This is a genomic window from Oceanicola sp. S124 (genome assembly GCF_000220565.1).
Lineage (GTDB): Bacteria > Pseudomonadota > Alphaproteobacteria > Rhodobacterales > Rhodobacteraceae > Pseudooceanicola.
The window spans coordinates 1-26,349 of the sequence record NZ_AFPM01000329.1; the positions used below are offsets into that span (position 1 = coordinate 1).

Consider the following 26,349-nt stretch of genomic DNA (forward strand, 5'->3'; position numbering starts at 1 on the left):
GAACAGCACCTTCAGCGACTTGTTGCGGTTTTCCAGGTTGCGCGACTGGCGGCGCACCACCGGGATCATCACCAGCCAGGAACCGACGGCGATCGCCAGGCCGATGATCACCGCCATGCCGAGGTCGATCGAGATCAGCTTCTTCAGCCCCTTCACCGCCAGGTAGGTCGAGAAGGCCCCGGCCATGATCCCGACCAGCACCGGCACCCAGACGCGGGCGGCGGCGATCTTGTCCTCCTGGTAGATGATGCGGGCCTTGATGAACCACAGGAAGCCCGCCGCGACGACCCCGCCGAGCAGCGGAGAGATCACCCAGCTGGCCGCAATCGCCCCCATCTGGCCCCAGGCCACGGCGCCGAGGCCGGCAGCGGCGATGCCCGCGCCCATGACGCCTCCGACGACCGAATGGGTGGTCGAGACAGGTGCGCCCACCCAGGTCGCCAGGTTGACCCAGAGGGCCGAGGCCAGCAACGCCGCCATCATCGCGGCAATGAAGTTCGACGAGGTGCCCATGCTTTCCGGCGCGATGATGCCCTTGGCGATGGTGGAAACCACGTCTCCGCCCGCCAGCAGGGCACCGGCGCTTTCGAAGATCGCGGCGATGACGATGGCCGCGGCCATGGACATCGCATTGGCCCCGACGGCGGGGCCCATGTTGTTGGCCACGTCGTTGGCGCCGATGTTCAGCGCCATGTAGGCGCCGAAGGCCGCCGCGATGACGACGATGAAGCTGTTGTCGGCCTGGCCGAAGATCAGCGCCGCCACGAGGGCCGCGAAGACGATGAACAGGAAGGCCACGCCCATGCCGAGCGCCGAGCGCCCCGCCTGGCTGGTCGCCTGCTCCAGCGACGAAAGCCGCCCCAGGTCGCGGTCGAGCGTTTCCAGGTGGCTCGGGTCGAGATTGCTGTTTTCGGACATAGGGCCCTCCAGTTCCATGCGCGGGGGGTAGAGAAATATGAAACGGCGGGCAAGGTTTTGCGACAGTTTGATGACAGATTGCCCGCGCAACGTTGCGCCCGCAGCGATTCACCGGCCGTTAACTACGGCGGGCGCATGCTCGCGCCATGAAAGATCCCCGCGCCTTCCACGAAGCCCCCTTGCCGCTCTTCCCTTCGGATGAAGCGCCCGGGGCGCCGCTGCCCTCGGGGCGGCTGCCCTCATATATCGCCGATCACCGCAGGCGCCTGCGGGATCGTTTCATGCAGGGCGGCGCCGCTGCCCTGCCGGACTACGAGATGCTGGAACTGGTCCTGTTCCGGGCCAATGCCCGGCAGGACATGAAGCCCCTGGCCCGGCGGCTGATGGAGACGTTCGGCGACTTCAACTCGGTCGTGACCGCGCCGCCGGAACGACTGCTCGAGGTCGATCAGGTCGGCCCCGCGGTGATCTGCGAGCTGAAGCTGATCGAGGCGGCGGCACAGCGGCTGGCCCGGGCCCGGGTGATGCGGCGGCAGGTGGTCAGCTCATGGGATGCGCTGATCGACTATTGCCACACCGCCATGGCACACCGCGAGACAGAGCAGTTCCGCGTGCTCTACCTGGATCGCAAGAACGTGCTGATTGCCGATGAAGAGCAGGGGAAGGGCACCGTGGATCACGTGCCGGTCTACCCGCGCGAGGTGGTGAAACGGGCGCTCAGCCTGAATGCCAGCGCCCTGATCCTTGTCCACAATCACCCCTCGGGCGATCCGACGCCCAGCCAGGCCGATATCGACATGACCGCGCAGATCGAGGCCGCAGCCCAGACCCTGGGCCTGGTGCTGCATGACCACATCATCGTCGGCCGCTCGCGCGAGCTGAGCTTCCGGTCCGAGGGGTATCTCTGACCCCGAAGACCGCGCGCGCCCCGAAAGGGACCGCCCACCAGATCAGACCGGCAGGCCAGATCAGCAAGAACGCTTCAGAGCGTCGCCTCGAGGGCCGCGATCCCGGCTTCAGCCACCCCGCGGTCCTGGGCAGGCGTCCCGGAACTGACGCCGATCCCGCCGACACAATCGCCGCCGACCAAGACCGGCAGGCCCCCGCCCACCACCATCAGGCGCCCGCCGATGGCAGAGCCGATGCCGAACGCCGGCGCGCCGGGCTGCGAGGCGGTGCCGTAGTCATGAGTCGCCTTCCTGGCAGCCGAGGCGGTGAAGCTCTTGTCGATGGCGAGGGTGATCGATGTCACCTTGCCGCCCTCCATCCGCTCGAAGGCCAACAGGTTGCCGCCTTCGTCGGTGATGGCGATGCACATGGGCACGCCGATGTCCCCGGCCCTGGCCTTGGCGCCCTCCAGCAGCACGCGGGCATCGGCCAGGTCAAGTCGCGTCACCTGGATCATTGCGTCTTCTCTTTGGCCTCGCGCCGGCGGGCATGCAGCACCGGTTCCGTATAGCCCGAGGGCTGGGTGGTGCCGGTGAAGATCAGGTCCCGCGCGGCGGCAAAGGCCACGCCGTCGAAGCCGGGCGCCATCGGGGTGTAGTCAGGATCCCCCGCGTTCTGGGCATCCACCTTCACCGCCATGCGCTTCAGCGCCTCCTCCACCTGCGCTTCGGTCACCAGGCCATGCAGCAGCCAGTTGGCCAGGTACTGCGACGAGATCCGCAGCGTGGCGCGGTCCTCCATCAGCCCGATATCGTTGATGTCCGGCACCTTGGAACAGCCGACGCCCTGGTCGATCCAGCGCACCACGTAGCCGAGGATCCCCTGGCAGTTGTTGTCCAGATCGCGGCGGACCTCTTCCTCGGTCAGGTTGCGACCCGACAGCAGGGGCGGGGTCAGCAGGGCGTCCAGCGACGCGCGTTCACGCGATTTCAGCTCGTCTTGGCGGGCGAAGACATTGACCTGATGATAATGCGTCGCGTGCAGCGTGGCCGCCGTAGGCGAAGGCACCCAGGCCGTGTTGGCGCCAGCCATCGGGTGGCCGGTCTTGGCCTCCAGCATCTCGGCCATGCGGTCGGGCTTGGCCCACATGCCCTTGCCGATCTGCGCACGGCCCTGCAGGCCGCAGGCCAGGCCCGCATCCACGTTGCCGTTCTCATAGGCCTGCAGCCAGGCGGCCCCGGCCATTTCGCCCTTGGGAATGAACGGCCCGGCCTGCATCGAGGTGTGGATCTCGTCGCCCGTGCGATCGAGGAAGCCGGTGTTGATGAAGACCAGCCGGTCCTTCACCGCGCGGATGCATTCGCGCAGGTTCACCGAGGTGCGGCGTTCTTCGTCCATCACCCCCAGCTTCACCGTGTTCTTGGGCAGGCCCAGGATGATCTCGACCTCGGCGTAGAGCTTTTCGGCAAAGGCCACCTCGGCGGGGCCGTGCATCTTCGGCTTCACCACGTAGACCGAGCCCTTGCGCGAATTGCGCGGGCCGCTCGTCTTCTTCAGGTCGTGCATGGCGCAGGCCACGGTGACCATGGCGTCCAGCATCCCCTCGGGTGTCTCTTCACCGTCAAAGAGCACCGCATCTGTGGTCATCAGGTGACCGACATTACGCACCAGCAGCAGGGCGCGCCCCTGCAGCGAGATCGGTTCGCCCGCGGGGGAGAGCAGCGCCATGTCCGAGGCAAGACGGCGGGTCATCACCTTGCCGCCCTTCTCGAAGCTCTCTTCCAGGTCGCCCTTCATCAGCCCCAGCCAGTTGGCATAGACGGCGGTCTTGTCGGCGGCATCCACGGCAGCGACGCTGTCCTCGCAATCCTGGATCGCGGTCAGGGCGCTTTCCAGCAGCACGTCCTTCAGGCCGGCGGCGCTGTCACGCCCGACCGGGTGGGCGGGGTCGATCAGCAGGCCGATGTGCAGCCCGTTGTGGCGCAGCATGTAGGTGGCCGTGGCGCCTTCCTCGCGGTAGCCGACGAAGGCCGAGGGATCCTTGAAGCCATGCACGCCCGAGGGCGAGACGGCGACCAGCTCTTCTCCGCCCCGACGGTACTCGGTGACCTCGGCGTGGGAAATCGTCTTCAGCGGCACCGCAAGATCGAGGAACTCGGCCGCCCAGGTGACGGCCTGCGCGCCGCGCTTGGGGTCATAGCCCTTGCCCTCGGGCGCGCCGGGCAGCGCATCGGTGCCGTAAAGCGCATCATAGAGCGATCCCCAGCGGGCATTGGCGGCATTCAGCGCGAAACGGGCGTTCATCACCGGTACGACAAGCTGCGGCCCGGCGGTCACGGCGATCTCGTCGTCGACGTTCTTCGTGCCGATGGTGAAGTCCGGCCCCTCGGGCACCAGGTAGCCGATCTCTTCGAGGAAGGCGCGGTAGGCGGCCCCATCCCAGGGCTGGCCCCTGCGCGCGACAAGCCAGTCGTCGATCTGCGCCTGCAGCCGGTCACGCTTTTCCAGCAGGGCCAGGTTCTGCGGTACCAGCTTGCGCAGCAGGCGGTCATAGCCGCTCCAGAAGCCCTCGGGCTTGACGCCGGTGCCGGGCAGCACCTGCTCTTCCACCAGCGCGGCAAGCTCTTCGGCCACCGAGAGGCCGGCGCGGGTCACGTAACGGGTCATGAGGGGACTCCTGTGGGCAAGGGATCGGCGCGGCCCGGGCGGACACGCGACACTTTCCCGGCAAGATATCCGCTTTGCCGCGACAGGCGATGGAAAAACTTTACCTTTCCACGATGTGGAAGAAGGTCCCTCGAAAATGGAAATCCTAGCGCAGCCAGACCTCGACCCGGCGGTTCACCTGGCGGCCCCATTCGCTGTCGTCGCAGGCCATGGGCATGGCCTCTCCGAAGGCGTCGGTGCCCAGGTCAAGGCGCGCCAGGTCCAGCGTCTCGGCGGCGGCGAGGACCGCGCGGCGCACCGTCTCGGCCCGCTCGGCCGAGATCCTGCGGTTCGCCTCGGCGCCGCCGTCACTGTCCGAGAAACCGACCAGCAGCAGGCGGCGCCCGTCGTACTGGCCGCTTTCCAGCGCCTCTGCCAGCATCCGCACGTTGGACATCGACTGCGCATCCAGCCGGGTCGAGCCGGCACGGAAGCGGAACGACAGCGTCAGCCGCTTCATGCCCGACAGCGTGCCGACCATGCGCTGCAACTCGGGCAGGGGGGTTTCCTCGCCCGCCTGGGCGATGGCATTGGCAAAGCGGTCGCCCTGGTCGTCGATGGCGACCTCTTCGGGCAGCTGGTCGACGAAACCGGCGCGGCGGATGACATATTGCGCCTGGGGATCGCGGGTATAGGCCAGGAACTCCCGTGCCAGCTTGGGCAGCCGCACGGCGGGCTGGTAGAGGAAGACCGGCGCGGTCATCGGGTAGTCTTCGGTCTTGGCGTTGCGGCGGGTGGCCTGAAGCGTGAAGCCGCAGTCCCCCGACAGCGCCAGACCGGCGGCCGAGCCGACCTCGGAGGCAGAGGACAGGCCGATGGCGAAGGGGTCCGACAGCACGGCCTGCAACAGACCTTCGTCGCTGTCATGCTGCACCGCCCCCTCGGCGATCTGCGCCCCGACCGGGTTCAGAAGCCGGTCCTGCACCACCTGTCCCAGCCCCGAGTCGAGCCGCCGCAGGTGCGGCACGATGGGCGCATCGGGTCCGCCAAGCTGCTGCCAGTTGTCGATCTGCCCGGCAAAGACCTGCGCCAGCTCGGGCATGGTGATGCGCTGCACCGGGTTGCCCGGCGCCACGATGGGCACCAGCGCATCCAGCGCCAGCACCCGGGCGCGGCCCTTCTGGGTCAGGTCGCCAAGCCCGGCCTCGCGCGCCGCCGCCAGTTCCCCCGGACGGACCTCGCGCAGGGCCATGACCAGATCGGCGCCCGCGTCGATCAGCTCGGCAAAGCCACGGTCGGTGGTATGGCTGTGGATGGTGAACTCTCCGGCGACACGCCCGGTGCCAGGCTCGCTGAGCACGTAGAGAACCTCTCCCGCCGCCAGCTCCTCGCGCTGGACGCCCAGGCCGACGCGCAGGGCGAAGCCCTCGACCAGCGCCGGCATCAGGATCTCGCCCACGGTCTCGGCGCCGGAGATGGTGATGCGGGCAACGAAATCGGTCAGGTCGGGGCAGCCGGGCCCCGAGCAGAGCACGCCCGAGCCGTCCAGCGTCAGCACGCCGAATTCGGTTTGCAGGCGATAGAATTCCCCGTCGAAGCCCAGCAGGTTGCCGGACAGCTCGACCGCGCCGTCAGGCGAGGCCAGCGTGACATCCTGCGCAACCGTATGGGTCGCGGCGGAGAAAAGGAAAAGTGCGGCGCAAAGGGCCGCACGGATGGATCGCATGGGGCCCCCGGTAGTGCGGAACCTATTTGGCGGCGATCTTCAGGTCCCCGAGAAGGTTTTTCAACAGCAGATAATCCCCCGCCGCGTCGCAGGCGGGCATCGTGACATTCAGGTCATGGAAGCTGCCGAAGGCGGCCTCGGCGACATGGATCACCTGTCCGGTGACATCGCGACCGCAATTGCCCTCGGTCACCTGAACCTCGACCGAAAGGTCGATCTCGCCGGGCGTCTTCGCGATGCCCATGGGGAAGGAGTAGACCTGCGCCATGCGCGCCTGCGGCAGAGCGCCATTGCCCAGCAGGGTCAGGAAACCGCCTTCGCCGGTGGCCGCGACCGTGACATCGCGCGGCGCGCCGGCCCAGACATGGCCGGGCTCGTCATAGGCCGCGCCATATTCCAGCGCATGCAGCTCCAGCCCCGTGTCGCCCTGCCATTGCAGCACCGAGCGGTCATAGAAGGCCAGCGAAGAGACCTCGGTATCGGCGCTGGCCCCTTCACCATCCTGGAAGACGGCGACGAAGATGGCGAATTCCGCCAGCGCGGGGACCAGGACACCCAGCTTGCCCTCGGCGTCGGTCAGCTCGGAAAAGACCATGCCCTCGTGATGGATCGCCACCCGTTCCCCGGCATAGCAGGGGGCGTCGAGGCTCAGTTCGACCATGGCGGCGGCGGCGGGTTCGGCGGTCAGCGTCGCCTCGCAACCGGCGGCGGCCCCGGCATCGGCGGCAGGCTCGGCACCAGAGGCATCTTCGGCAGGCAGCGGCCCGGCACTGGCCTGGGCCAGCAGCAGCTGTGCCTGCCCGGCAAATTCGGGCGAGGCAGGATCGCTGGCAGGCGGCACGACGGGGGAGGAGGTCAGCTCGATCCCGCTGAGGGGGAGGGCGACGGGATCGGCGACGGCGGACACCTCGGTACCCAGAGCGGAGGCCTCGGCCACCACCGGCTGTGCGACGGAGGCAGCGGCGGGGCCAGAAACCGGGGCAGCAACCGGCGATTGTCCATGCTGCTGCATGACGAAGCCCGCGGAGCCGGCCATGACCATGCCGGCACCCGAATAGGCGATGATCTTCATCAAGGCGGCCTTGGCGATCGGCATTCAGAATCCTCCTGCGCTTGCCGCAACTTCAGAGAGGATTCTGTCACAGGTGTGGCAAGCAGGGGGAGTCAATCTGGCGCGAGGCGCCTTTTTGTCTCCCCCTTGAGAACAACCGTGGCGATCAGGCCAGCGCGCCGTGGCAGTGCTTGAACTTCTTGCCGGACCCGCAGGGGCAGAGCGCATTGCGCGAGGGGTTGCCCCAGGTGGCGGGGTCAGCCTCGTCGAAGCCGGGCACATACCCTTCGCCTTCGGGGTTCACACCCTCAGGGGCCTCGCCGGACGCCTGGGCCTCGGCCTGGCGCACGGCGGCATCGACCCGGGCCTGCTGCGCGGCCATCTGGGCCTGCAGCGCGGCGATCTGGGCCTGGCGCTCTTCCTCGGTCATCGGGCGGACCCGGGCGAGGGTCTGGGTGACCTCTTCACGCAGCGAATCCAGCAGCGATTCGAACAGGGCGAAGGCCTCGTTCTTGTACTCGTTCAGCGGATCGCGCTGCGCATAGCCCCGGAAGCCGACGACCGAGCGCAGGTGCTCCATCCGCAGCAGGTGCTCGCGCCACTTGCCGTCGATGGTCTGCAGCAGAATCTGCTTTTCGATCATCCGCATGTTCTCGGGGCCGAAGTCGGCGGCCTTCTTCGCCATGACCGCATCGCTGGCCTGTTCCAGGCGCTCGATGATCTGCTCGTCGTCCACGCCTTCCTCGGCGGCCCAGTCCTCGACCGGCACATCCAGGCCCAGCTTCTCGCGGCAGGCGTCGCGCAGGCCCTCGGTGTCCCACTGGTCGGCATAGGTCTTGGGCGGCATGTACTGGGTGACCAGGTCCTCGATCACCTCGTAGCGCATGTCCTGCACGATCTCGGAGAGATCCTTCGCCTCCATGATCTCGCGGCGCTGGCCGAAGATCAGCATCCGCTGGTCGTTCATCACGTCGTCGAACTTCAGCACGTTCTTGCGCATGTCGAAGTTGCGGCCCTCGACCTTGGCCTGGGCACGTTCCAGCGACTTGTTCACCCAGGGGTGGATGATCGCCTCGCCTTCCTTCATGCCGAGACCAGACAGCACCTTGTCCAGCCGCTCGGACCCGAAGATGCGCATCAGGTCGTCTTCCAGCGACAGGAAGAAGCTGGACCGGCCCGGGTCGCCCTGGCGGCCCGAACGGCCGCGCAGCTGGTTGTCGATCCGGCGGCTTTCGTGACGCTCGGTGGCGAGGACATAGAGGCCGCCGGCCTCCTTCACCTCGGCTTCGGCACCGGCGTGCTCGGCCTCGATCTTCTCGCGGATGGCGTCGGGGTCGGCGTCAGGCTGGGCTTCCAGCGCCTCCATCACCTTCATCTCGACGTTGCCGCCCAGCTTGATGTCGGTGCCGCGCCCGGCCATGTTCGTCGCGATGGTCACCGCGCCCAGCTTGCCGGCCTCGGCGACGATCTGCGCTTCCTGCTCGTGGTGGCGGGCGTTCAGCACGTTGTGCGGCAGTTCGGCCTGGGTCAGCAGCTGGCTGAGAAGTTCGGACTTCTCGATCGAGGTGGTGCCCACGAGAACCGGCTGGCCCTTCTCATGCGCCAGCTTGATCTCTTCGATGATGGCCTGGTACTTTTCGCCCTGGGTGCGATAGATCCGGTCGTCTTCGTCGACACGGGCAATGGGACGATTGGTCGGCACTTCGACCACGCCCAGCCCGTAGATTTCCTGGAATTCCTCGGCCTCGGTCATCGCGGTGCCGGTCATGCCCGCCAGCGTGCCATAGAGGCGGAAGTAGTTCTGGAAGGTCACCTGGGCGAGGGTGGTGTTCTCGGGCTGGATCTCGACGCCTTCCTTGGCCTCGATGGCCTGGTGCAGGCCCTCGGACAGGCGGCGCCCGGCCATCATCCGGCCGGTGAATTCGTCGATCAGCACCACGTTGCCGTCGCGCACGATGTAATGCTGGTCACGGATGAACAGCTTGTGGGCGCGCAGGGCCTGGTTGACGTGGTGCACGATCGAGGTCGACTCGGGGTCGTAGAGCGTCGCGCCCTCTTCCAGCAGACCGTTGTCATGCAGCAGCTGCTCGAGCTTCTCGTTGCCTTCCTCGGTGAAGGTGACGCTGCGCTGCTTCTCGTCGGTGGTGAAATCCTCATCGCTCAGCGAGGGGATCAGCCCGTCGACGGCGGTGTAAAGCGTGCTGCGGTCCTCGGCGGGGCCCGAGATGATCAGCGGGGTGCGCGCCTCGTCGATCAGGATGCTGTCCACCTCGTCGACGATCGCGAAGTTGTGGCCGCGCTGGTACATGTCCTTGAGTTCGGACTTCATGTTGTCGCGCAGGTAGTCGAAGCCCAGCTCGTTGTTGGTGGCGTAGGTGATGTCGCAGAGGTAGGCCTGCCGCTTCGCCTCGTCGCCCTGGCCGGGATGGACCACGCCGGTGGTGAGCCCGAGGAAACCGTAAACCTTCGACATCCACTCGGCGTCACGTTTCGCCAGGTAGTCGTTCACGGTCACCACGTGCACGCCCTTGCCCGACAGGGCGTTCAGGTAGGCAGGGAAGGTGGCCACGAGGGTCTTGCCCTCGCCGGTCTTCATCTCGGAGATGTTACCCTGGTGCAGGAAGATCCCGCCCATGAGCTGCACGTCGAAAGCCCGCAGGCCAATGGCGCGGCGGGCTCCTTCGCGGCAGGTGGCGAAAGCTTCGGGCAGCAGGTCGTCCAGCGTCTCGCCGCCCTCCAGCCGCGTGCGGAACTCGACCGTCTTGGCGCGCAGGTCCTCGTCCGAGAGCGCCTGTAGGTCTGCCTCCAGCGCGTTGATCTTGTCGATCAGCGGGCGTGTCGCCTTGATCTTGCGGTCATTCGGCGTGCCGAAGACCTTCTTGGCGAATGTTCCGATACCCAGCATGATCTACTTTCCGCTTCCTGACGCCATCGTGTGGCAGGGTTGGTTGTGCGCCGCCGTCGCGGCCCTTACACAGAGCCGGAATGACCGCCGAACCCTTTGCCATAAGGCGATGTAGTAGGCGGGCAGTGCAGTGTCAACGCCACGCCCCTGCGTGGAAAACCGGAGGAAAATCCATGTTGCACCGTCTCACCCTTGCCGCCGCGCTGGCGCTGAGCGTCCCGGCCCACCTGCTGGCCCAGGATGCGCCCGCCGAAGCGCCCGCCGCTTCCGCAGAGGCAATCGCGGTCGAGGGCCCGGTCACGCTGGACACCGTCCTTGCCCGCGTCGGCGAAACCGAGATCACCATGGGCCATGTCATCGCCGCCCAGATCGAGGCGCCCGAGCCCTACAACCAGATGCCGCTGGCCCAGATCGCCGCACCGCTGCTGCAGCAACTGGTCCAGCAGGAAGAGCTGCGCCAGCAGTTCGAGGGCGAGATGGCCAAGGCCACCGGCCTGCTGATGGACAACACCGAACGCAAGCTGATCGCCACCGACGCGATGCTGCAGCACCTCAACGAGGTGATCTCGGACGAGCGTATCCAGGCCGAGTACGACGCCATGTATCCCGCCGATGCCGAAGGCCCGACCGAGTACAACGCCTCGCATATCCTGGTCGAGACCGAGGAAGAGGCGAAGGCGCTGATCGAGCAGCTGGAAGGCGGCGAGGACTTCGCCAAGCTGGCCCGCGACAAATCGACCGGCCCCTCGGGCCCCAATGGCGGCCAGCTGGGCTGGTTCACTCCCGACAAGATGGTCGCGCCCTTCAGCGCCGCCCTGGTCGAAATGGAAGCCGGCGACATCTCGGCCCCCGTGCAGACCCAGTTCGGCTGGCACGTGATCAAGCTGAACGAAACCCGCGAGCGCAAGCCGGCGCTGGAAGAGGTCCGCGAGCAGATCGTGGCCGAGCTTCAGCAGTCCGAGAGCACTGCCTATCTTGACGAACTCGCTGCAAATTCGGATGCAAGCATGGCCGACATGGGGTCCATCGACCTCAGCCAACAGTCGGTGATGCCGCTGTATCAGGAACTTCAGGAGTAATCCCCCGTGGGCAAGTATCCGACCTCTCCGCTGGCGCCCGCCGCCTTTCCCGCGCTGCCCGTCATCGACGGGGTGCGCTTCGCGACCGTAGAGGCCGGCGTCCGTTACGAGGGACGCCGCGACGTGATGCTTGCCCTGCTGGACGCGGGCAGCGTGATGGCGGGCGTGTTCACACGGTCCGCCACGCGGTCTGCCCCCGTGCTGGATTGCCAGGAAAAGATCGGACTGGATGGCAGCGGCCCCGCTGCCATCGTGGTCAACTCGGGCAACGCCAATGCCTTCACCGGCAAGAACGGCGTGACCGCGACCAAGGCCGTGACCTCTGCCGCCGCCGAGGTGCTGGGGCTGGACGAAAGCCGCGTCTTCACCTCCTCGACCGGCGTCATCGGGGAACCGCTGCCGCATGAGCGCGTCACCGCAAAGCTGGGCGATCTGAAAGAGGCGCTGGACGCCGGCAAGATCGAGGAAGCCGCCCAGGCGATCATGACCACCGACACCTTCCCGAAGGGCGCCACCGCCGAGGTGATGATCGACGGCAAGCCGGTGAAGATCGCCGGGATCGCCAAGGGCTCGGGCATGATCGCCCCCGACATGGCGACCATGCTGGTCTATATCTTCACCGACGCGCTGGTCGAACGTTCGGTCCTGCAGGACATGCTCAGCACCCTGACCGACGTCACCTTCAACTGCATCACCGTCGACAGCGACACCTCGACCTCGGACACGCTTCTGATGGGCGCCACCGGCACCTCGGGCGCCCGGGTCACCGCCGAAAGCACCGCCTTCATCGACGCCCTGCGCGGCGTGATGCTGGACCTGTCCCACCAGGTGGTGAAGGACGGCGAGGGCGCGACGAAATTCGTCGAGATCCACGTTTCCGGCGCCGCATCGGATGCCGATGCCAGGACCCACGCCATGGCCATCGCCAATTCGCCGCTGATCAAGACCGCCATCGCCGGCGAGGATCCCAACTGGGGCCGCGTCGTCATGGCCATCGGCAAGTCCGGCGCCGCCGCCGACCGTGACCTGCTGTCGATCCGCTTCGGTGACGTGCTGGTGGCCGAGAACGGCTGGGTTAGCCCCGACTACCGCGAAGAGCAGGGCGCCGCGATCATGAAGCAGCAGGAGATCGCCATCTCGGTCGACCTCGGCCTGGGCGGCGGCACCGCCACCGTCTGGACCTGCGACCTGACCCACGGCTACATCTCGATCAACGCGGACTACCGCTCGTGAGCAAGAAGATCGTCCTGGTCTCGGCCGTCGCGCTGATCGATGTCGACGGGCGCGTGCTGCTGGCACAGCGCCCTGAAGGCAAATCCATGGCCGGCCTCTGGGAATTTCCCGGGGGCAAGGTCGAGGCGGGCGAAACCCCGGAAGCGGCGCTGATCCGCGAGCTGAAGGAAGAGCTGGGCATCGACACCTGGGCCTCGTGCCTGGCGCCGCTGACATTCGCCAGCCACGAGTACGAGAAGTTCCACCTGCTGATGCCGCTCTTTGCCTGCCGCAAGTGGGAAGGGGTGCCGCAACCGCGCGAGGGCCAGACCCTTGCCTGGGCGCGCGGCACCGAATTGCGCAACTACGAGATGCCCCCGGCGGACATTCCGCTGATCCCGATCCTGCGCGACTGGCTGTAGCGAATCACCCACGGGCCCGCCCGGAGGGGAAGGCATTTCAGCCTGCTCTCCCAAGGGTTGAGCTTGCCCAATTCTTGGACAAGTCATCCAGTTTTGCGGCCTCGTAGAGCCCCCGAAACCGTCGTGACGTAAAGTCATTTCGCTGCGCCGCCGCAGATTTTCTGCGCCGCGGCGTCGAAATGTGCCGTTTTTGTGGCAAAAACTTAACTTTTGAATAACTTTTGACTGCTCTGTTAACGGGTGGTGGGGTATAAGTAGATCAGAGATTAACTTCTGGAATGGGAAGGGGACTACCATGTTGAAAACCATCACCCTCGGTACCTGTGTTTCCGTGCAGGGCACCTTCGTGCGCGCTCTTCCGAACGGGAAGGTTGAAGTGCGTGTCGGCCAGCAGCTGTTCACCGGCTCGCCGGTGTCTCAGACCGCCGCAGCCTGAACCGCACCAGGGACAAGACAGAATAGCAAGGAGCGGCCTCAGGGCCGCTCTTCTGCTTTCCGGCCCTCTCTCAATCCCTGCGACGCCCGTGTCACCTGGGCGCCAGAAGCGGCAGAACGAACAAAAAAGGCCGGTCCTGGGGACCGGCCTTTAGCTGTTTGGGGGAGGGGGGTCAGAGCTTGCGCTCGACCTCCTCGCGCTCGAAGATCTCGATGACGTCGCCGGGGCGCACATCGTCGTAGTTCTCGAAGGCCATGCCGCATTCCTGGCCCGACTGCACTTCGCTGACTTCGTCCTTGAAGCGCTTCAGGGTCTTCAGCGTGCCTTCGTGGATCACCACGTTGTCGCGCAGCAGGCGGACACCGGCAGAGCGGCGTGCCACACCTTCGGTGACCAGGCAGCCTGCGACCTTGCCCACGTTGGAGACCCTGAAGACCTCCTTGATGTTGGCATAGCCGATGAAGTTCTCGCGTATCTCGTTGCTGAGCAGGCCCGAGGCCGCCGCCTTCACGTCATCCACCAGGTCGTAGATCACGCTGTAGTAACGCAGTTCCACGCCCTTCTGGTTGGCGCTGTTGCGCGCCGGCGCATTGGCACGGACGTTGAAGCCGATCACCGGGCAGCCCGAGGCTTCGGCCAGGCCCACGTCGGTTTCGGTGATGGCACCGACGCCGTAGTGGATGACCCGCACGCGGACCTCGTCGTTGCCGACCTTCTCCAGCGCCTGCACGATGGCTTCGGCAGAGCCCTGCACGTCGGCCTTCACGATGACCGGCAGCTCAGAGACGTTCTCGTCGGCCTTGGCCTTCGCCATCAGCTGTTCCAGCGTGGTGCCGGCACCGACCAGGCCACGCTTCTCTTTCGAGACATTGTGGCGGTACTCGGCGATCTCGCGGGCCTGGGCTTCGGTCGCGACGACGTTCAGGACGTCACCGGCTTCCGGCGTGCCGTTCAGGCCGAGAACTTCGACAGGTACCGACGGACCGGCTTCCTTGACGCGTTCGCCCTTGTCGTTCACCAGCGCACGGACCTTGCCGTACTGCTCGCCGACGACGAAGATGTCGCCCTGGCGCAGCGTACCGGTCTGGACAAGCACGGTGGCAACGGGGCCACGGCCCACGTCCAGCTGGGCCTCGATCACGGCGCCCTGGGCGGCACGATCGGGGTTGGCCTTCAGTTCCAGGATCTCGGACTGCAACGCGATGGCTTCCAGCAGCTCGTCCAGGCCCTTGCCGGTCAGGGCAGAGACCTCGACGTCCTGCACTTCGCCGGACATCTTCTCGACGATCACTTCGTGCTGCAGCAGCTCGGCGCGGACCTTGTCCGGGTCGGCGGCAGGCTTGTCGCACTTGTTGATCGCCACGATCATCGGAACACCGGCGGCCTTGGCGTGGTTGATGGCCTCGATGGTCTGCGGCATGACCGAGTCATCCGCCGCGACCACCAGCACCACGATATCCGTCACCTGGGCACCGCGGGAGCGCATCGAGGTGAAGGCCGCGTGGCCGGGGGTGTCGAGGAACGACAGCACGGCCCCGCTTTCGGTGGTGACCTGGTAGGCGCCGATGTGCTGGGTGATGCCACCGGCTTCGCCGGCAACCACCTTGGCGTCGCGGATCGCGTCCAGCAGAGAGGTCTTGCCGTGGTCGACGTGGCCCATGATCGTGATGACCGGCGGGCGGCCTTTCAGATCCTCGGGCTTGTCCTCTTCCGCCTTAATGACGTCTTCGACGTCGGCATCCGAGACACGCTGCACCTTGTGGCCGAATTCCTCGATGATCAGCTCGGCGGTATCGGCGTCGATGGTCTGGTTCTGGGTGACCATCATGCCGTTCTGCATGAGGGCCTTGACCACGTCGGCGACACGTTCGGCCATGCGGTTGGCCAGCTCGGAAACCACGATGGTCTCGGGCAGCTGCACGTCGCGCACGACCTTCTCGCGGTTGACCGCGCCGCCCATGGCCTTCTGGCGGGCGCGCTCCTGCTTCCGCTTCATCGCGGCGAGGGATTTCTGACGGCCGCCTTCGCCACCGGACAGAGCCTGGTTCAGCGTCAGCTTGCCGGAGCGGCGACCATCGTCGCGGCCCTTGTTCCGGCCGCCGCGATCGTCACGATCGGTCGTGTTGGCGCGCTCGTCGCGCACCGGCATGGCGGGCTTGGCACGGGTCTTGGCAGCGCGGGCGCTGTCATCACCGGGTTCGGCAGGGGCCTGGGCCGCGGCAACGGCAGCACGCTTGGCGGCCTCGGCCTCTTCGCGGCGCTTGCGCTCTTCCTCGTCGGCCTTGGCCTTGGCTTTCTCCTCGGCCTCGCGCTGCTCACGCTCTTTCTGCTCCGCTTCGTCACGGCGGCGCTGGCGCTCTTCCTCGCGTTCCTTTTCCTCGCGGGCGCGGCGTTCGGTATCTTCCGCCTCACGCGCCTTCGCGGCGGCGACAGCCTTCAGGCGGCGCTCCATTTCGGCATCGGTGATGCCCTTGGGCCGCTTGTTGGGGTCGCCGAGGGCAGGGTTGCCGCCGGATTTGCCAGAGCCGGCCTTGGGGACGACAACGCGTTTGCGCTTCGTCACCACTTCGACGTTCTTGGTGCGGCCATGGCTGAAGCTCTGCTTCACGTTCCCCGAGCGGGGACCTCCACCACGAACACCCAGAGTCTTTTTACCGTCGTTGTCGCTCATATTGGCCAATCTTCCTTTCAGGCGGGACCCTCCCGCCTCATGCGTCAGGCACGCAGACCTCGCAGTCTCGCGGCCTCCTCTACAACACGTTTGCTCAAACCGCCAGTTCCTAAGGCGGCGTGTATGACAGTTTCCCGACCGAAGGCCAAGCCCAGCTCATCCGCGGTAAGCCAGCCGATGAAATTGCCCCGGTGGGGGGTCGAGAGCTTGGACTTGCCGCGCTCGGACCCGTCGCTGGCCTGGATGAGGGCAGTTGCCTCTTCCTTGGCCAGCATATCTTTCACTTTCTCATATCCGGCGACCGCATCGCCGGACTTGCGCGCCAGCGCCAGAAGCTCGCAGACCCGCTTGGCCTGAAGGCGTTCGACCAGATCGGCCAGACCTTCGGGCACCGTGACCTGCGTCTTCGCGGACCGCGAAAACAGCTTCTTCTTCGCCGCCGTCTCGATCGCCTCGCGGGTGGCGCTGACCCAGATGCCCCGGCCCGGCAGCTTTTCCGCCAGATCCGGCACCACTTGGGCGTCAGGCCCCACAACAAAGCGGATCAGGCCCCCCTTCGGGGCGACCTCACCCGTGACGATGCACTTGCGCTCGGGCCCATCGGCCCGATCCTTTTCTTTTCCGCCGCGGCTCATCCGATCAACTCCGGTCGGGGCTCAAGCCCCGGCCTCGTCGCCGTCTTCGCCCTCGACCTCTTCCAGCTCTTCCGCGTCGGGCTCCAGCTCGGAGGGATCGACCCAGCCCAGCAGGACACGGGCGGTCATGACCAGCTGCTGTGCCTCTTCAAGCGAGACCTCGAATTTCTCGAGAAGGCCCTCGTCCTTGACGCGCTCGCCGTCGACGGTGGTCCAGCCGCCAGCCAGTTCCCAGTCGGCGCAGGTGGCGAAATCTTCCAGCGTCTTCACGCCGTCTTCCGCCAGAGCTTCTACCATCTGGGGTGTCAGGCCGTCGAATTCAATGAGGCTGTCTTCGGCACCCATCTCGCGGGCCCGCTTCAGGGCCGCTTCGGCCTGGGCTTCCAGGTATTCGCGGGCACGGGTCTGCAGTTCCTGCGCGGTATCCTCGTCGACGCCGTCGATCACCAGCAGTTCGTCCTGCTCGACATAGGCGACCTCTTCGAGGTTGGTGAAGCCTTCCGAGACCAGAAGCTGAGCGAAGAATTCGTCCAGGTCCAGGGTTTCCATGAACAGTTTGGTGCGGGCTTCGAACTCTTTCTGACGGCGCGCGGATTCTTCCTCTTCCGTCATGATGTCGATGTCCAGGCCGGTCAGCTGGCTGGCCAGGCGCACGTTCTGACCGCGGCGGCCGATGGCGAGGCTCAGCTGCTCTTCGGGCACCACGACCTCGATACGCTCGGCTTCCTCGTCCAGAACCACTTTCGACACTTCGGCCGGCTGCAGTGCGTTCACGAGGAAGGTCGGCATGTCTTCCGACCACGGGATGATGTCGATCTTCTCGCCCTGCAGCTCGTTCACCACGGCCTGCACGCGGCTGCCGCGCATACCGACGCAGGCGCCGACGGGGTCGATGGAGCCATCGTAGGAGATGACGGCGATCTTGGCGCGCGAGCCAGGGTCACGGGCCACGGCCTTGATCTCGATGATGCCGTCATAGATCTCGGGCACTTCCATCTTGAACAGCTCGGCCATGAACTGCGGATCGGTGCGCGAGAGGAAGATCTGCGGGCCACGGGTCTCGCGGCGCACATCCTTGATGTAGCAGCGGATCCGGTCGTTCGGGCGATAGGCTTCGCGGCCGATCTTCTCGTTGCGGCGCAGGATGGCTTCGCCACGGCCCACGTCGACGATGACGTTGCCGTATTCCTCGCGCTTGACGACACCGTTGATGATGGTGCCGGCGCGGTCCTTGAATTCGTCGTACTGGCGATCACGCTCGGCTTCGCGGACCTTCTGCAGGATGACCTGCTTGGCCGACTGCGCCGCGATCCGGCCCATCTCGACCGGGGGCACTTCTTCCACGAAGGTGTCGCCGACCTGCGGATCGGCCATGTACTGCTTGGCCTGCTGGACGGTCATCTCGGCCTGGTAGTTCTCCAGATCCTCGTCCTCGACCACGGTGCGGACGCGGGTGAAGGTAGCACGGCCGGTCTTTCGGTCGATGCTGACGCGGATGTCCATCTCGGCGCCGTAACGGCTCTTGGCGGCGCGGGCGAGGGACTCTTCCATCGCTTCGACAACCAGACCGGGGTCGATCATCTTCTCCCGGGCGACGGCCTCGGCAGTTTGCAGCAGTTCAAGCTGGTTGGCAGAAGTGATTGCCATGGTCAGTCCTCCTGGGAACCTTCGTCTTCGGTCTCGATATCGTCGAAGTCGGCTTCATCGATCTGGCCGGCATCCTTGCGGGCCTTCAGCATTTCCTTGATCAGATCGTCGGTCAGCACCAGCTTGGCATCGGCCAGCCAGTCAAAGTTCAGACCCACGGTGACCTCTTCGCCCTGATCCTCGATGTTGATCAGCACGTCCTGCTCCTCGACACCGGCCAGCACGCCCTTGAAGCGCTTGCGCCCCCCGACCAGCTCTGCGGTCTCGATCCGGGCCTCGTAGCCCTCGTAGGCGTCGAAGTCCTTCAGCCGGGTCAGCGGCCGGTCGATGCCGGGAGAGCTGACTTCAAGGTTGTAGGCCTCGGTCACGGGGTCCTCGACATCCAGCACCGCGGAAACGGCGTTGGAGATCTTGGCACATTCGTCGACTTCAATCCCGCCATCCGGCCGCTCGGCCATGATCTGCAGGGTCTTGGTATTGCCGCCCATCAGGCGGATGCGCACCAGCTCGAAACCGAGGTCCTCGATGACGGGACCCACGATCTCGGCCAGGCGGCGGTCGATGGCGGTCTTGGCGATAAGGTCGGTCATATCCGGTCCGGGCACAAAAAAACGGGCACGCGGCCCGTCGAATTCCCGGTGGAGCTTCGTTCCCAGAGGGTTCGACGCGCCGCTGTTGAGGGGGATATACGCCCGGTTTCAGCGAATCGCAAGGGGCATGCGCCAAACCCCCTGCGTGAAAGCGCCACGCCCCCGTCAGCCCCCATATCATCACCAGGCTGAAAGTACTCCGGGGGGAGCCCGCAGGGCGGGGGGCAGAGCCCCCTCAGGCCTTCGCCCGCCGGCCCATCACCTGCACAAGCCGTGCGGTGATCCCCGGCTCGGACAGCGCATGGCCGGCATGGGGGATCATGTGCAGCTCCGAATGCGGCCAGGCACGGTGCAGTTCCCAGGCCTTGGCGGGTGGACAGATCATGTCGAAACGCCCCTGCACGATATCCCCGGGGATATGGGCGATCCTGTCCATGTCACGCAGGATCTGACCTTCCTCGATCCAGCCAAGGTGGGTGAAATAATGGTTCTCCAGCCGCGCGAAGGCACGGGCATACTGCCCAGGAGGCTCGCCGCCCATGCCGTTGCTGGCCACCGAAGCCAGCCCGTTTTCCCAGACCGACCAGGCGCGGGCGAATCTCACCTCTTCCACCTGGTTGCCGGTGAACAGCCGCCGCGCATAGGCGGCGATGAAATCATCGTGCTCCGCCTCGGGGATGGGATCGGTGAACCGCGCCCAGGCCTCGGGCCAGAACTTGCCCGCGCCGCCGCCGTAGAACCAGTCCAGCTCTGCCTGCGTCATCAGGAAGACGCCGCGCAGGGCCAGGTGACGGACACGATCAGGATGGGTCTGCGCATAGAGCAGCGACAGCGTCGCCCCCCAGGAGCCGCCGAAGACGCACCAGGTCTCGATCCCCAGCGTCTCGCGGATCTTCTCGATGTCGCGCACCAGGTGCCAGGTGGTGTTGTCCTCGACGCTGGCATAGGGCCGAGAGCGTCCGCAGCCGCGCTGATCAAACAGGATGATCCGATAATGGTCGGGGTCGAAATAGCGCCGCATCGCCGGGGAACAGCCGCCGCCGGGGCCACCGTGCAGCACCACCACGGCCTCTCCCTCGGGGTTGCCGGATTGCTCGACGTACAGCTCGTGCCCCTCGCCGACCGGCAACATGCGCTGGTCGAAAGGATCCAGTGGCGGATACAGCACCTGGCTTGCGCTCTTTTGCCCCGAGTTTCTATCCATTTCCGTCCCATATAAGAAGGGTCACGCCAGCATGACCGCAAGGAGTCCGGAATGCAAACCGACAGACAGACAGTGGATGACGCCGAGGTCGCCAAGTTTCAGGCCATGGCCGCCGAATGGTGGGACCCCACTGGCAAATTCAAACCGCTGCACATGATGAACCCGGTGCGGCTGGACTACATCACCTCGCAGATCGCGGCGGAATACGCCCGCGACCCGGGCAGCGACCGGCCCTTCGAGGGGCTGCGCATCCTCGATATCGGCTGCGGCGGCGGGCTTCTGTGCGAACCCATGGCGCGCCTCGGGGCCGAGGTCGTGGGCGCCGATGCCGCCGAGCGCAACATCCCCGTCGCCCGCGCCCATGCGGAACAGTCCGGGCTGGTGATCGACTATCGCCACACCACCGCCGAGGCGCTGGCGGAGGCCGGCGAACAGTTCGACGTGGTGCTGAACATGGAGGTGGTGGAACATGTCGCCGATCCGCTGGCTTACCTGTCGGCCTGCCATGACCTGCTGAAGCCCGGCGGCCTGCACCTGTGCTCGACGATCAACCGCAATGCCAAGAGCTTCGCCATGGCCATTGTCGGGGCCGAATGGGTCATGCGCTGGCTGCCCAAGGGCACCCACGACTGGCAGAAGTTCATCACCCCGGACGAACTGTACCAGCTGATCCGCGACGCCGGCATGACGCCTGTCGACCGCAAGGGCTATGTGTTCAACCCGGTCAGCTGGCAGTGGTCGATCTCGTCCCGCGACCTGTCCGTGAACTACGTCACCGCGGCGCTCAGGCCGAAATAGGGAACCCTCGCCGGGCGGGGGCGTTGAGGCGGCGATGACACAGCCACCCTGCCCGCCCGCAAGACCCGCCTCCGCCGATGTTCGCTGAGCTGCCTACCCTCGCGGTGCTGGGCCTCTTCGCGGCCTTCGCGCTGGTGATCGCCCATGTCGGTATCCGCATGGCCGATTATGCCGACCGCATCGCCGACCGCACCGGCCTTGGCGAGGCCATCGTCGGCGGCGTGGTGCTGGGCGCGGCAACCTCGCTTTCGGGCACCGTCGTCTCGGTTTCGGCGGCGCTGGAGGGGCGGGCCTCGCTGGCCTTCTCGAACTCGGTCGGCGGGATCGCGGCACAGACCGCTTTCCTGGCCCTGGCCGACATGGCCTTCCGCCGGGCCAACCTGGAACATGCCGCCGCCGAGCTGACCAATGTCTTCCAGGGCATCCTGCTGATCTTCCTGCTGATGCTGCCCCTCGCCGCGCTGGTCACCCCCGAGGTCACGCTGCTGGCGATCCACCCGGTGTCCGTGCTGATCCCCGTCGCCTATGTCGCCGGCCTCTTCATCAGCCGCGTGGTCCAGCAACAGCCGATGTGGCACCCCGAGTTGACCCGTCACACCCGCACCGACGCCCCCGAGGACGAGGATGCCGCCTCTGCCCGCAAGTCGAACGCCCGGCTCTACGGGGAATTCGCCGTGCTGATGGTGATCGTCGGGATCGCGGGCTACGGCATCGGGCAGACCGGCTCGGCGCTGACCGACCGGGTGGGGCTGTCGGCCTCGCTGGTCGGCTCGCTGATGACCGCCGTCGCCACCTCCCTGCCCGAGCTGGTCACCACCCTGGCCGCCGTCCGGCGCGGCGCGCTGCAGCTGGCGATCGGCGGGATTATCGGCGGCAATACCTTCGACACGCTCTTCCTGCCGCTCTCGGATGCGGCTTACCGCGACGGGTCGCTCTATCACGCGGTCGGGCAGCAGGATTACTTCTGGGTGGTCACCGCGGCCCTGATGAGCGCAGTACTGATCGGCGGTCTGGTCGTGCGCGAGCGCGGCGGACCGGGCAAGATCGGGATCGATTCGACCCTGCTGCTGCTGATCTACGGCGGCGCGGTGGCGCTGCAGATCGCCGCCTTCTGATGCACGTCTAGCGGTCTTCTTCCAGCTTGCCGCGCAGCTCGCGCAGCACCGGCAGGACCGAGCGCACCTTCTCTTCCGGGATCTCGTCCAGCATGCTGGCAAACAGCGGCGCAACCGCCGACAGCGCGGCATCCCGCGCCTGCCGCCCGGCGGGGCTGATCGCCACCATCTTGCGCCGCGCATCGTCCCAGTCGGGGCGGATATGCACGTAACCGGCCCATTCCAGCTTGCTCAGCGTGTTGGTCATCGCCCCGCGCGTCACGTGAAACGTCTGCGCCAGCTGCGCCGGGCTCTTTTCCGTCCCGACCCGCGCCAGGTGGTTCAGCACCGAGAAATGCGACAGCTCCATCCCCTTCGGCAGCACCCTGGACAGCCGGTTGCGGATCATCTGATCCGCCGCAAGGATCTCGGAGAACAGCGTGATCGCCAGGGAGTTTCGCGGAGAATTCATGTCTTACAGGGCGCTGTCGTCAAGCGTCACGGGGCGGTCATGGCCGAGGGCGGGCACGCGCTTGCGGGCGCTTTCCACGGCCTCCGGATCAAGCACGACATAGCCGATGCCCGGCTCGGTTCCCATGTCCAGCAGCACCTCACCCCAGGGCGCGACGACCATGCCGTGCCCATGGGTGCGGCGCTCCTTCTCGCCGGGCTTCGTGTGCAGCCCGCATTGCGCGGGCGCCAGAACGTAGCAGCCGGTCTCGATGGCGCGGGCGCGCAGCAGGGGTTCCCAGTGGGCGACGCCGGTGACCGGGCTGAAGGCAGCGGGCACGGTCAGGATCGTCGCGCCCGCCTTGGCCAGCATCCGGTGCAGATAGGCGAAACGCACGTCATAGCAGACGGTCATCCCCACCACGCCGAAGGGCGTGCGCGCCACCACGGCACGGTCGCCGGGTCGGTAGCCATCGGATTCGCGATAGGTCTCATGTTCGCTGACCTGCACGTCGAACATGTGGATCTTGTCATACCAGGCCGCAACCTCGCCCTCGGGAGAGATCAGGAAAGAGCGGTTGGCAAAGCGCCCGTCCGCATCCTCGGTCTTGATGCCAAGCGAGCCGATCAGCAGCCAGATCCCCAGATCCGCCGCCTGGGCGAGCAGGGCCTTCAGGGTCTCGTCCTCTGCCTCGCTGCGCAGCACCTCCTTCTGGCGCGCGCGCGAGTTGGAAAGGCAGTTCGAAACCTCGGGCATCAGCACGAAACCGGCGCCGTTGGCGGCGGCCTCGGTGACCATGGGCTGGATCATCGCCAGGTTGGCGACAGGGTCATCGCCCGAGGTGATCTGCAGAAGGGCGGCTTTGACGGCGCTGGCCACGGGTCACTCCATCGCCAGCAGGGCGTCAAGTTTCCCTGCATTCTCAAGTGCATAGAGGTCATCGCAGCCGCCGACGTGGACATCGCCCACGAAGATCTGCGGCACGGTGGACCCGCCGTCCGCGCGCTGGATCATCTCGGCGCGACGCGCGGGTTCGACGTTGATGTCGATCTCGGTGAAGGTGACGCCCTTGTCGCGCAGCAGCCGCTTGGCCGCATGGCAGAAGCCGCAGGTCGGGCGGGTGTAGATCTCGATGGCGGGCATGGGTGTCTCCGGCTGGGGTCGCGGGGGACAACCTAGAGGGCTTTGCCGACCCGCGCCAGTGCCAGAACCGTGACCGGGCCACTGCCTGCGGCCAGAAGCGCCCCCGTCGCCGCGGAAAAGGTCGCCCCCGAAGTCATCACATCGTCGACCAGCAGCACCGGGCGGCCCGCCACGGCCCCGGCATGACGCGGCGTGACGCGGATCGCCTCCGCAAGGATCCCCTGCCGCTCGGTCCGGGACTTGCCATCCAGCGAGGGCGTGGCGCGGGGCCGTTGCAGCAGATCAGGGATGTCGCGCAGGCCGAGGTGCGGTCCCAGCCGCCGCGTCAGCAGCGCCGACTGGTTGTAGCCCCGCCCGAGCAGCCGCCAGCGGTGCAGCGGCACCGGCGCGATCAGCATGTCGGGGCGGGTCAGCCCCTGCGCCGCCTCGGCCAGCCACCGGGCGGCAGGCGCCGCGATGTCCTGCCGGTCGCCGTGCTTGAGCTGCATCACCAGCCGCCGCGCCGTTCCGGCGTAAAGCATCACCGCGCGCCCCCGGTTCCAGGGCGGCGGATGGGACAGGCACTGGTCGCAGCGCGCCGCCGCCTCACCCTGCCCGCCCGGCAGCGGCACGCCACAGGCGTCGCAGACCGTGCCGCCGATGAAGGGCGTGTCGCGCCAGCAGTCCCCGCAGAGGCCAAAGTCGCTGTCCACCAGCCCGCCACAGGCCAGGCAGCGCGGCGGGTAGACCAGCCGGATGGCGGTTTGAACTACCCCCGCGAAGTGCCTATCTATCCGTCCCATGAGCCAGACATCCCAGCAGACCCTCACCGATACCGCCGCGCTTGCCCGCAACCGGGCCCGTGCCGAGGCCCAGGCCCTGTTCCTGCACGACCGCGCGGTCCTCGACCTGCAGGATCGCCTGGACATGGTTAAGCGGGAGTTTACGGATCCGGTGCTGGTCACCCCCCACCCCGCCTACTGGCAGGGGCTGACCCGGGGCTTCGCGCGGCCGCCGAAGGTGATCGGCACCGGCGAGGTGCTGGACCTCGCGCCCGGCTCTGCCGACGTGGTGATGCATGTCTTCGACCTGCACTGGTCCAATGATCCGGTGGGCCAGCTGATCCAGTGCCGCCGCGCCCTGCGCCCCGACGGGCTGCTGTTGGCGGTCTTCTTCGGTGGACAGACCCTGCACGAGCTGCGCGCCTGCCTCGGACAGGCGGAAATCGAGGTGACCGGGGGCCTGTCTCCCCGCATTGCGCCCATGGGCGAGGTGCGCGACCTCGGCGGGCTGCTGCAACGGGCGGGATTTGCCCTGCCGGTGGTCGACAGCGACAAGGTGACGGTCGACTACGAGAGCCCGCTGAAGCTGATGGCCGACCTGCGCGCCATGGGCGAGGGCAACGCGCTGCACCAGCGCCTGCGCCACCCGACCCGCCGTGCCGTCATGCTGCGCGCGGTCGAGCTGTACCTGCAGACCCATGCCGATGCCGCAGGCCGCGTCCCCGCCACCTTCGAGCTGGTCACCCTGACCGGCTGGGCCCCGCATGAAAGCCAGCAGCAGCCGCTGCGGCCCGGCTCGGCGCTGTCCTCGCTGGCCGATGCGCTCGGCACCGCCGAAAAGCCGCTGAAGCCCTAGGCCGCGCCGACGCGAAACCGGCGTGGCACGGCATGACGCATTGACCCTGCGCGGGAACCCTCTATCTCCGGAGGCGACCCTTTCAGGAGAGCCCTCATGACCGATGCCACCCGGCCCGAGCACGCCCCCGCCGATCACCCTGCCCTGCCGCGCCAGAAAGTCGGCGTGCTGCTGGCCAACCTCGGCACCCCCGACGACACCGGTTACTGGTCGATGCGCCGCTACCTGTCGGAGTTCCTCAGCGACAAGCGCGTCATCGACTACCCGCGCTGGAAGTGGCAGCCGATCCTGCAGGGCATCGTGCTGACGATCCGCCCCTTCAAGTCCGGCGCCGCCTACAGGACGATCTGGAACACCGAGGCAGATGAGTCGCCCCTTGCGACGATCACCAAACAGCAGACCGCCGCCCTGACCGCCGCGCTGGAAGAGCGCTACGGCGAAGAGCTGGTGATGGTCGATTACTGCATGCGCTACGGCAATCCCTCGACAAAGTCGAAGGTCCGCAAGATGGTCGAGGCGGGCTGCACCAAGATCCTGTTCTGCCCGCTCTACCCGCAGTACGCCGGCGCCACGACCGCGACGGCGAACGACCAGTTCTTCCGCGCCCTGATGGACGAGAAGTGGCAGCCCGCGACCCGCACCCTGCCCCCCTATTTCGACAGCCCCGCCTATATCGAGGCCCTCGCCGCCTCGGTCGAACGCAAGTATGGCGAGCTGGACGAACAGCCGGATATCCTGGTCTGCAGCTACCACGGCCTGCCGTTCCGCTACCTGACCGAGGGCGACCCCTACCATTGCCAGTGCGTGAAGACGACGCGGCTGCTGAAGGAACGGCTGGGCTGGGATGACAGCCAGATCAAGACGACCTTCCAGTCGAAGTTCGGCCCCGAGGAATGGCTGCAACCCTACACGGTGGAAGAGGTCGCGCGCCTCGCCGAGGCCGGCAAGAAGAAGATCGCGGTGATCGCGCCCGCCTTCTCGGCGGACTGCATCGAGACGCTGGAAGAGATCAACGAAGAGATCCGCGAAAGCTTCGAGCACGCCGGCGGCGAGAGCTTCACCTATGTGCCCTGCCTCAACGACGACGAAGAGCACATCGCCGCGCTGGCCTTCGAGATCGAGAAGAACCTGCAGGGCTGGCTGGACTGAACCACCGCCGTGCCGGGCGTCCCCACGGGGGCGCCCCTTGAAGCGCCGCGCTCAGCCACTGGTCTGC

The 26,349-nt window shown here is 66.7% G+C and carries 24 protein-coding genes; 9 read left to right on the top strand and 15 right to left on the bottom strand.

Features of this window, described 5'->3' with window-relative positions; genetic code table 11:
• Positions 1-918, bottom strand: a 918-nt coding sequence (locus OS124_RS0122510) for an inorganic phosphate transporter (protein ID WP_010142292.1), incomplete at its 3' end; no start/stop codon positions are given.
• Between the two features lie 146 nt (positions 919-1,064).
• Here OS124_RS0122510 and radC point away from each other — a divergent pair.
• Entirely contained in the window at positions 1,065-1,826 is a 762-nt protein-coding gene (radC, locus tag OS124_RS0122515; RefSeq protein ID WP_010142293.1) for a RadC family protein, read from the top strand.
• A 74-nt stretch (positions 1,827-1,900) separates the two neighbouring features.
• Here radC and OS124_RS0122520 read toward each other — a convergent pair whose 3' ends face one another.
• From OS124_RS0122520 to secA, 5 genes are all read right to left on the bottom strand, one after another.
• Positions 1,901-2,323, bottom strand: coding sequence for a GlcG/HbpS family heme-binding protein (locus OS124_RS0122520; RefSeq protein ID WP_010142294.1), 423 nt, complete (start codon positions 2,321-2,323; stop codon positions 1,901-1,903).
• Entirely contained in the window at positions 2,320-4,473 is a 2,154-nt protein-coding gene (locus OS124_RS0122525; RefSeq protein ID WP_010142295.1) for a malate synthase G, read from the bottom strand. The genes OS124_RS0122520 and OS124_RS0122525 overlap by 4 nt, the downstream gene beginning before the upstream one ends.
• A 145-nt stretch (positions 4,474-4,618) precedes the next feature.
• The gene (locus OS124_RS0122530; protein WP_010142296.1) at positions 4,619-6,178 is read right to left on the bottom strand and encodes a phosphate ABC transporter substrate-binding/OmpA family protein; all 1,560 of its coding nucleotides are present in this window, start codon (positions 6,176-6,178) and stop codon (positions 4,619-4,621) included.
• 22 nt (positions 6,179-6,200) lie between these two features.
• A complete protein-coding gene (locus OS124_RS0122535; RefSeq protein WP_010142297.1) occupies positions 6,201-7,274 on the bottom strand; it encodes a hypothetical protein in 1,074 nt (357 codons plus the stop codon).
• Between the two features lie 121 nt (positions 7,275-7,395).
• On the bottom strand, positions 7,396-10,134 hold the full coding sequence (secA, locus tag OS124_RS0122540) for a preprotein translocase subunit SecA (protein WP_010142298.1): 2,739 nt from the start codon (positions 10,132-10,134) through the stop codon (positions 7,396-7,398).
• 173 nt (positions 10,135-10,307) lie between these two features.
• On the opposite strand from secA, the gene OS124_RS25715 reads away from it, so the two are divergent.
• The 4 genes from OS124_RS25715 to OS124_RS27685 all read left to right on the top strand — a co-directional run bounded on the left by OS124_RS25715 (position 10,308) and on the right by OS124_RS27685 (position 13,283).
• A complete protein-coding gene (locus OS124_RS25715; protein ID WP_010142299.1) occupies positions 10,308-11,213 on the top strand; it encodes a peptidylprolyl isomerase in 906 nt (301 codons plus the stop codon).
• 6 nt (positions 11,214-11,219) lie between these two features.
• Positions 11,220-12,446 carry a bifunctional glutamate N-acetyltransferase/amino-acid acetyltransferase ArgJ gene (argJ, locus tag OS124_RS0122550; protein ID WP_010142300.1) on the top strand — a complete coding sequence of 409 codons (1,227 nt, stop codon included), beginning with the start codon at positions 11,220-11,222 and terminating at the stop codon, positions 12,444-12,446.
• On the top strand, positions 12,443-12,847 hold the full coding sequence (gene mutT, locus OS124_RS0122555) for an 8-oxo-dGTP diphosphatase MutT (RefSeq protein ID WP_010142301.1): 405 nt from the start codon (positions 12,443-12,445) through the stop codon (positions 12,845-12,847). Before argJ ends, mutT begins: the two co-directional genes overlap by 4 nt.
• Before the next feature lie 295 nt (positions 12,848-13,142).
• The gene (locus tag OS124_RS27685; protein WP_010142302.1) at positions 13,143-13,283 is read left to right on the top strand and encodes a hypothetical protein; all 141 of its coding nucleotides are present in this window, start codon (positions 13,143-13,145) and stop codon (positions 13,281-13,283) included.
• A 172-nt stretch (positions 13,284-13,455) separates the two neighbouring features.
• On the opposite strand, the gene infB is transcribed toward OS124_RS27685, so the two are convergent.
• From infB to pip, 5 genes are all read right to left on the bottom strand, one after another.
• On the bottom strand, positions 13,456-15,954 hold the full coding sequence (gene infB / locus OS124_RS0122565; protein WP_029375670.1) for a translation initiation factor IF-2: 2,499 nt from the start codon (positions 15,952-15,954) through the stop codon (positions 13,456-13,458).
• 44 nt (positions 15,955-15,998) lie between these two features.
• Complete coding sequence (locus tag OS124_RS0122570) at positions 15,999-16,589, bottom strand: RNA-binding protein (protein WP_010142305.1); 591 nt, start codon at positions 16,587-16,589, stop codon at positions 15,999-16,001.
• A gap of 21 nt (positions 16,590-16,610) precedes the next feature.
• Positions 16,611-18,236 (bottom strand): transcription termination factor NusA, encoded by a 1,626-nt coding sequence (nusA, locus tag OS124_RS0122575; RefSeq protein WP_010142306.1) that lies wholly within the window; start codon positions 18,234-18,236, stop codon positions 16,611-16,613.
• A gap of 2 nt (positions 18,237-18,238) precedes the next feature.
• On the bottom strand, positions 18,239-18,826 hold the full coding sequence (rimP, locus tag OS124_RS0122580; RefSeq protein ID WP_010142307.1) for a ribosome maturation factor RimP: 588 nt from the start codon (positions 18,824-18,826) through the stop codon (positions 18,239-18,241).
• Between the two features lie 235 nt (positions 18,827-19,061).
• Positions 19,062-20,030, bottom strand: a complete 969-nt coding sequence (pip, locus tag OS124_RS0122585) for a prolyl aminopeptidase (RefSeq protein WP_029375671.1) — start codon at positions 20,028-20,030, stop codon at positions 19,062-19,064.
• Positions 20,031-20,081: 51 nt separating this feature from the next.
• Here pip and ubiG point away from each other — a divergent pair, with 51 nt between their 5' ends.
• Positions 20,082-20,828 (top strand): bifunctional 2-polyprenyl-6-hydroxyphenol methylase/3-demethylubiquinol 3-O-methyltransferase UbiG, encoded by a 747-nt coding sequence (gene ubiG / locus OS124_RS0122590; protein WP_010142309.1) that lies wholly within the window; start codon positions 20,082-20,084, stop codon positions 20,826-20,828.
• 77 nt (positions 20,829-20,905) lie between these two features.
• Positions 20,906-21,943, top strand: coding sequence for a sodium:calcium antiporter (locus OS124_RS0122595; RefSeq protein ID WP_010142310.1), 1,038 nt, complete (start codon positions 20,906-20,908; stop codon positions 21,941-21,943).
• A 7-nt stretch (positions 21,944-21,950) separates the two neighbouring features.
• Here the strand turns inward: OS124_RS0122595 and OS124_RS0122600 are convergent, their stop codons facing one another.
• Genes OS124_RS0122600 through OS124_RS0122615 form a run of 4 tightly spaced genes read right to left on the bottom strand, consistent with a single transcriptional unit; the run spans position 21,951 to position 24,298 of the window.
• On the bottom strand, positions 21,951-22,394 hold the full coding sequence (locus OS124_RS0122600) for a MarR family winged helix-turn-helix transcriptional regulator (protein WP_010142312.1): 444 nt from the start codon (positions 22,392-22,394) through the stop codon (positions 21,951-21,953).
• Positions 22,395-22,397: 3 nt separating this feature from the next.
• Positions 22,398-23,252, bottom strand: a complete 855-nt coding sequence (locus OS124_RS0122605; RefSeq protein ID WP_010142313.1) for a carbon-nitrogen hydrolase family protein — start codon at positions 23,250-23,252, stop codon at positions 22,398-22,400.
• Between the two features lie 3 nt (positions 23,253-23,255).
• Positions 23,256-23,516 carry a glutaredoxin 3 gene (gene grxC, locus OS124_RS0122610; protein ID WP_010142314.1) on the bottom strand — a complete coding sequence of 87 codons (261 nt, stop codon included), beginning with the start codon at positions 23,514-23,516 and terminating at the stop codon, positions 23,256-23,258.
• A 32-nt stretch (positions 23,517-23,548) separates the two neighbouring features.
• Positions 23,549-24,298 (bottom strand): ComF family protein, encoded by a 750-nt coding sequence (locus tag OS124_RS0122615; protein WP_010142315.1) that lies wholly within the window; start codon positions 24,296-24,298, stop codon positions 23,549-23,551.
• On the opposite strand from OS124_RS0122615, the gene OS124_RS0122620 reads away from it, so the two are divergent.
• Together OS124_RS0122620 and hemH are read left to right on the top strand one after the other, a co-directional pair.
• Positions 24,297-25,133, top strand: a complete 837-nt coding sequence (locus OS124_RS0122620) for a methyltransferase domain-containing protein (RefSeq protein ID WP_010142316.1) — start codon at positions 24,297-24,299, stop codon at positions 25,131-25,133. The genes OS124_RS0122615 and OS124_RS0122620 overlap by 2 nt on opposite strands.
• A 96-nt stretch (positions 25,134-25,229) precedes the next feature.
• On the top strand, positions 25,230-26,282 hold the full coding sequence (gene hemH / locus OS124_RS0122625) for a ferrochelatase (RefSeq protein ID WP_010142317.1): 1,053 nt from the start codon (positions 25,230-25,232) through the stop codon (positions 26,280-26,282).
• Positions 26,283-26,349: the final 67 nt, after the last annotated feature.

Coding starts and splice junctions, on each gene's coding strand:
- radC (WP_010142293.1), top strand. CDS start 1,065: ATGAAAGATCCCCGCGCCTTCCACGAAGCCCCCTTGCCGCTCTTCCCT.
- OS124_RS0122520 (WP_010142294.1), bottom strand. CDS start 2,323: ATGATCCAGGTGACGCGACTTGACCTGGCCGATGCCCGCGTGCTGCTG.
- OS124_RS0122525 (WP_010142295.1), bottom strand. CDS start 4,473: ATGACCCGTTACGTGACCCGCGCCGGCCTCTCGGTGGCCGAAGAGCTT.
- OS124_RS0122530 (WP_010142296.1), bottom strand. CDS start 6,178: ATGCGATCCATCCGTGCGGCCCTTTGCGCCGCACTTTTCCTTTTCTCC.
- OS124_RS0122535 (WP_010142297.1), bottom strand. CDS start 7,274: ATGCCGATCGCCAAGGCCGCCTTGATGAAGATCATCGCCTATTCGGGT.
- secA (WP_010142298.1), bottom strand. CDS start 10,134: ATGCTGGGTATCGGAACATTCGCCAAGAAGGTCTTCGGCACGCCGAAT.
- OS124_RS25715 (WP_010142299.1), top strand. CDS start 10,308: ATGTTGCACCGTCTCACCCTTGCCGCCGCGCTGGCGCTGAGCGTCCCG.
- OS124_RS27685 (WP_010142302.1), top strand. CDS start 13,143: ATGTTGAAAACCATCACCCTCGGTACCTGTGTTTCCGTGCAGGGCACC.
- infB (WP_029375670.1), bottom strand. CDS start 15,954: ATGAGCGACAACGACGGTAAAAAGACTCTGGGTGTTCGTGGTGGAGGT.
- OS124_RS0122570 (WP_010142305.1), bottom strand. CDS start 16,589: ATGAGCCGCGGCGGAAAAGAAAAGGATCGGGCCGATGGGCCCGAGCGC.
- nusA (WP_010142306.1), bottom strand. CDS start 18,236: ATGGCAATCACTTCTGCCAACCAGCTTGAACTGCTGCAAACTGCCGAG.
- rimP (WP_010142307.1), bottom strand. CDS start 18,826: ATGACCGACCTTATCGCCAAGACCGCCATCGACCGCCGCCTGGCCGAG.
- pip (WP_029375671.1), bottom strand. CDS start 20,030: ATGGATAGAAACTCGGGGCAAAAGAGCGCAAGCCAGGTGCTGTATCCG.
- ubiG (WP_010142309.1), top strand. CDS start 20,082: ATGCAAACCGACAGACAGACAGTGGATGACGCCGAGGTCGCCAAGTTT.
- OS124_RS0122595 (WP_010142310.1), top strand. CDS start 20,906: ATGTTCGCTGAGCTGCCTACCCTCGCGGTGCTGGGCCTCTTCGCGGCC.
- OS124_RS0122600 (WP_010142312.1), bottom strand. CDS start 22,394: ATGAATTCTCCGCGAAACTCCCTGGCGATCACGCTGTTCTCCGAGATC.
- grxC (WP_010142314.1), bottom strand. CDS start 23,516: ATGCCCGCCATCGAGATCTACACCCGCCCGACCTGCGGCTTCTGCCAT.
- OS124_RS0122620 (WP_010142316.1), top strand. CDS start 24,297: ATGAGCCAGACATCCCAGCAGACCCTCACCGATACCGCCGCGCTTGCC.
- OS124_RS0122615 (WP_010142315.1), bottom strand. CDS start 24,298: ATGGGACGGATAGATAGGCACTTCGCGGGGGTAGTTCAAACCGCCATC.
- hemH (WP_010142317.1), top strand. CDS start 25,230: ATGACCGATGCCACCCGGCCCGAGCACGCCCCCGCCGATCACCCTGCC.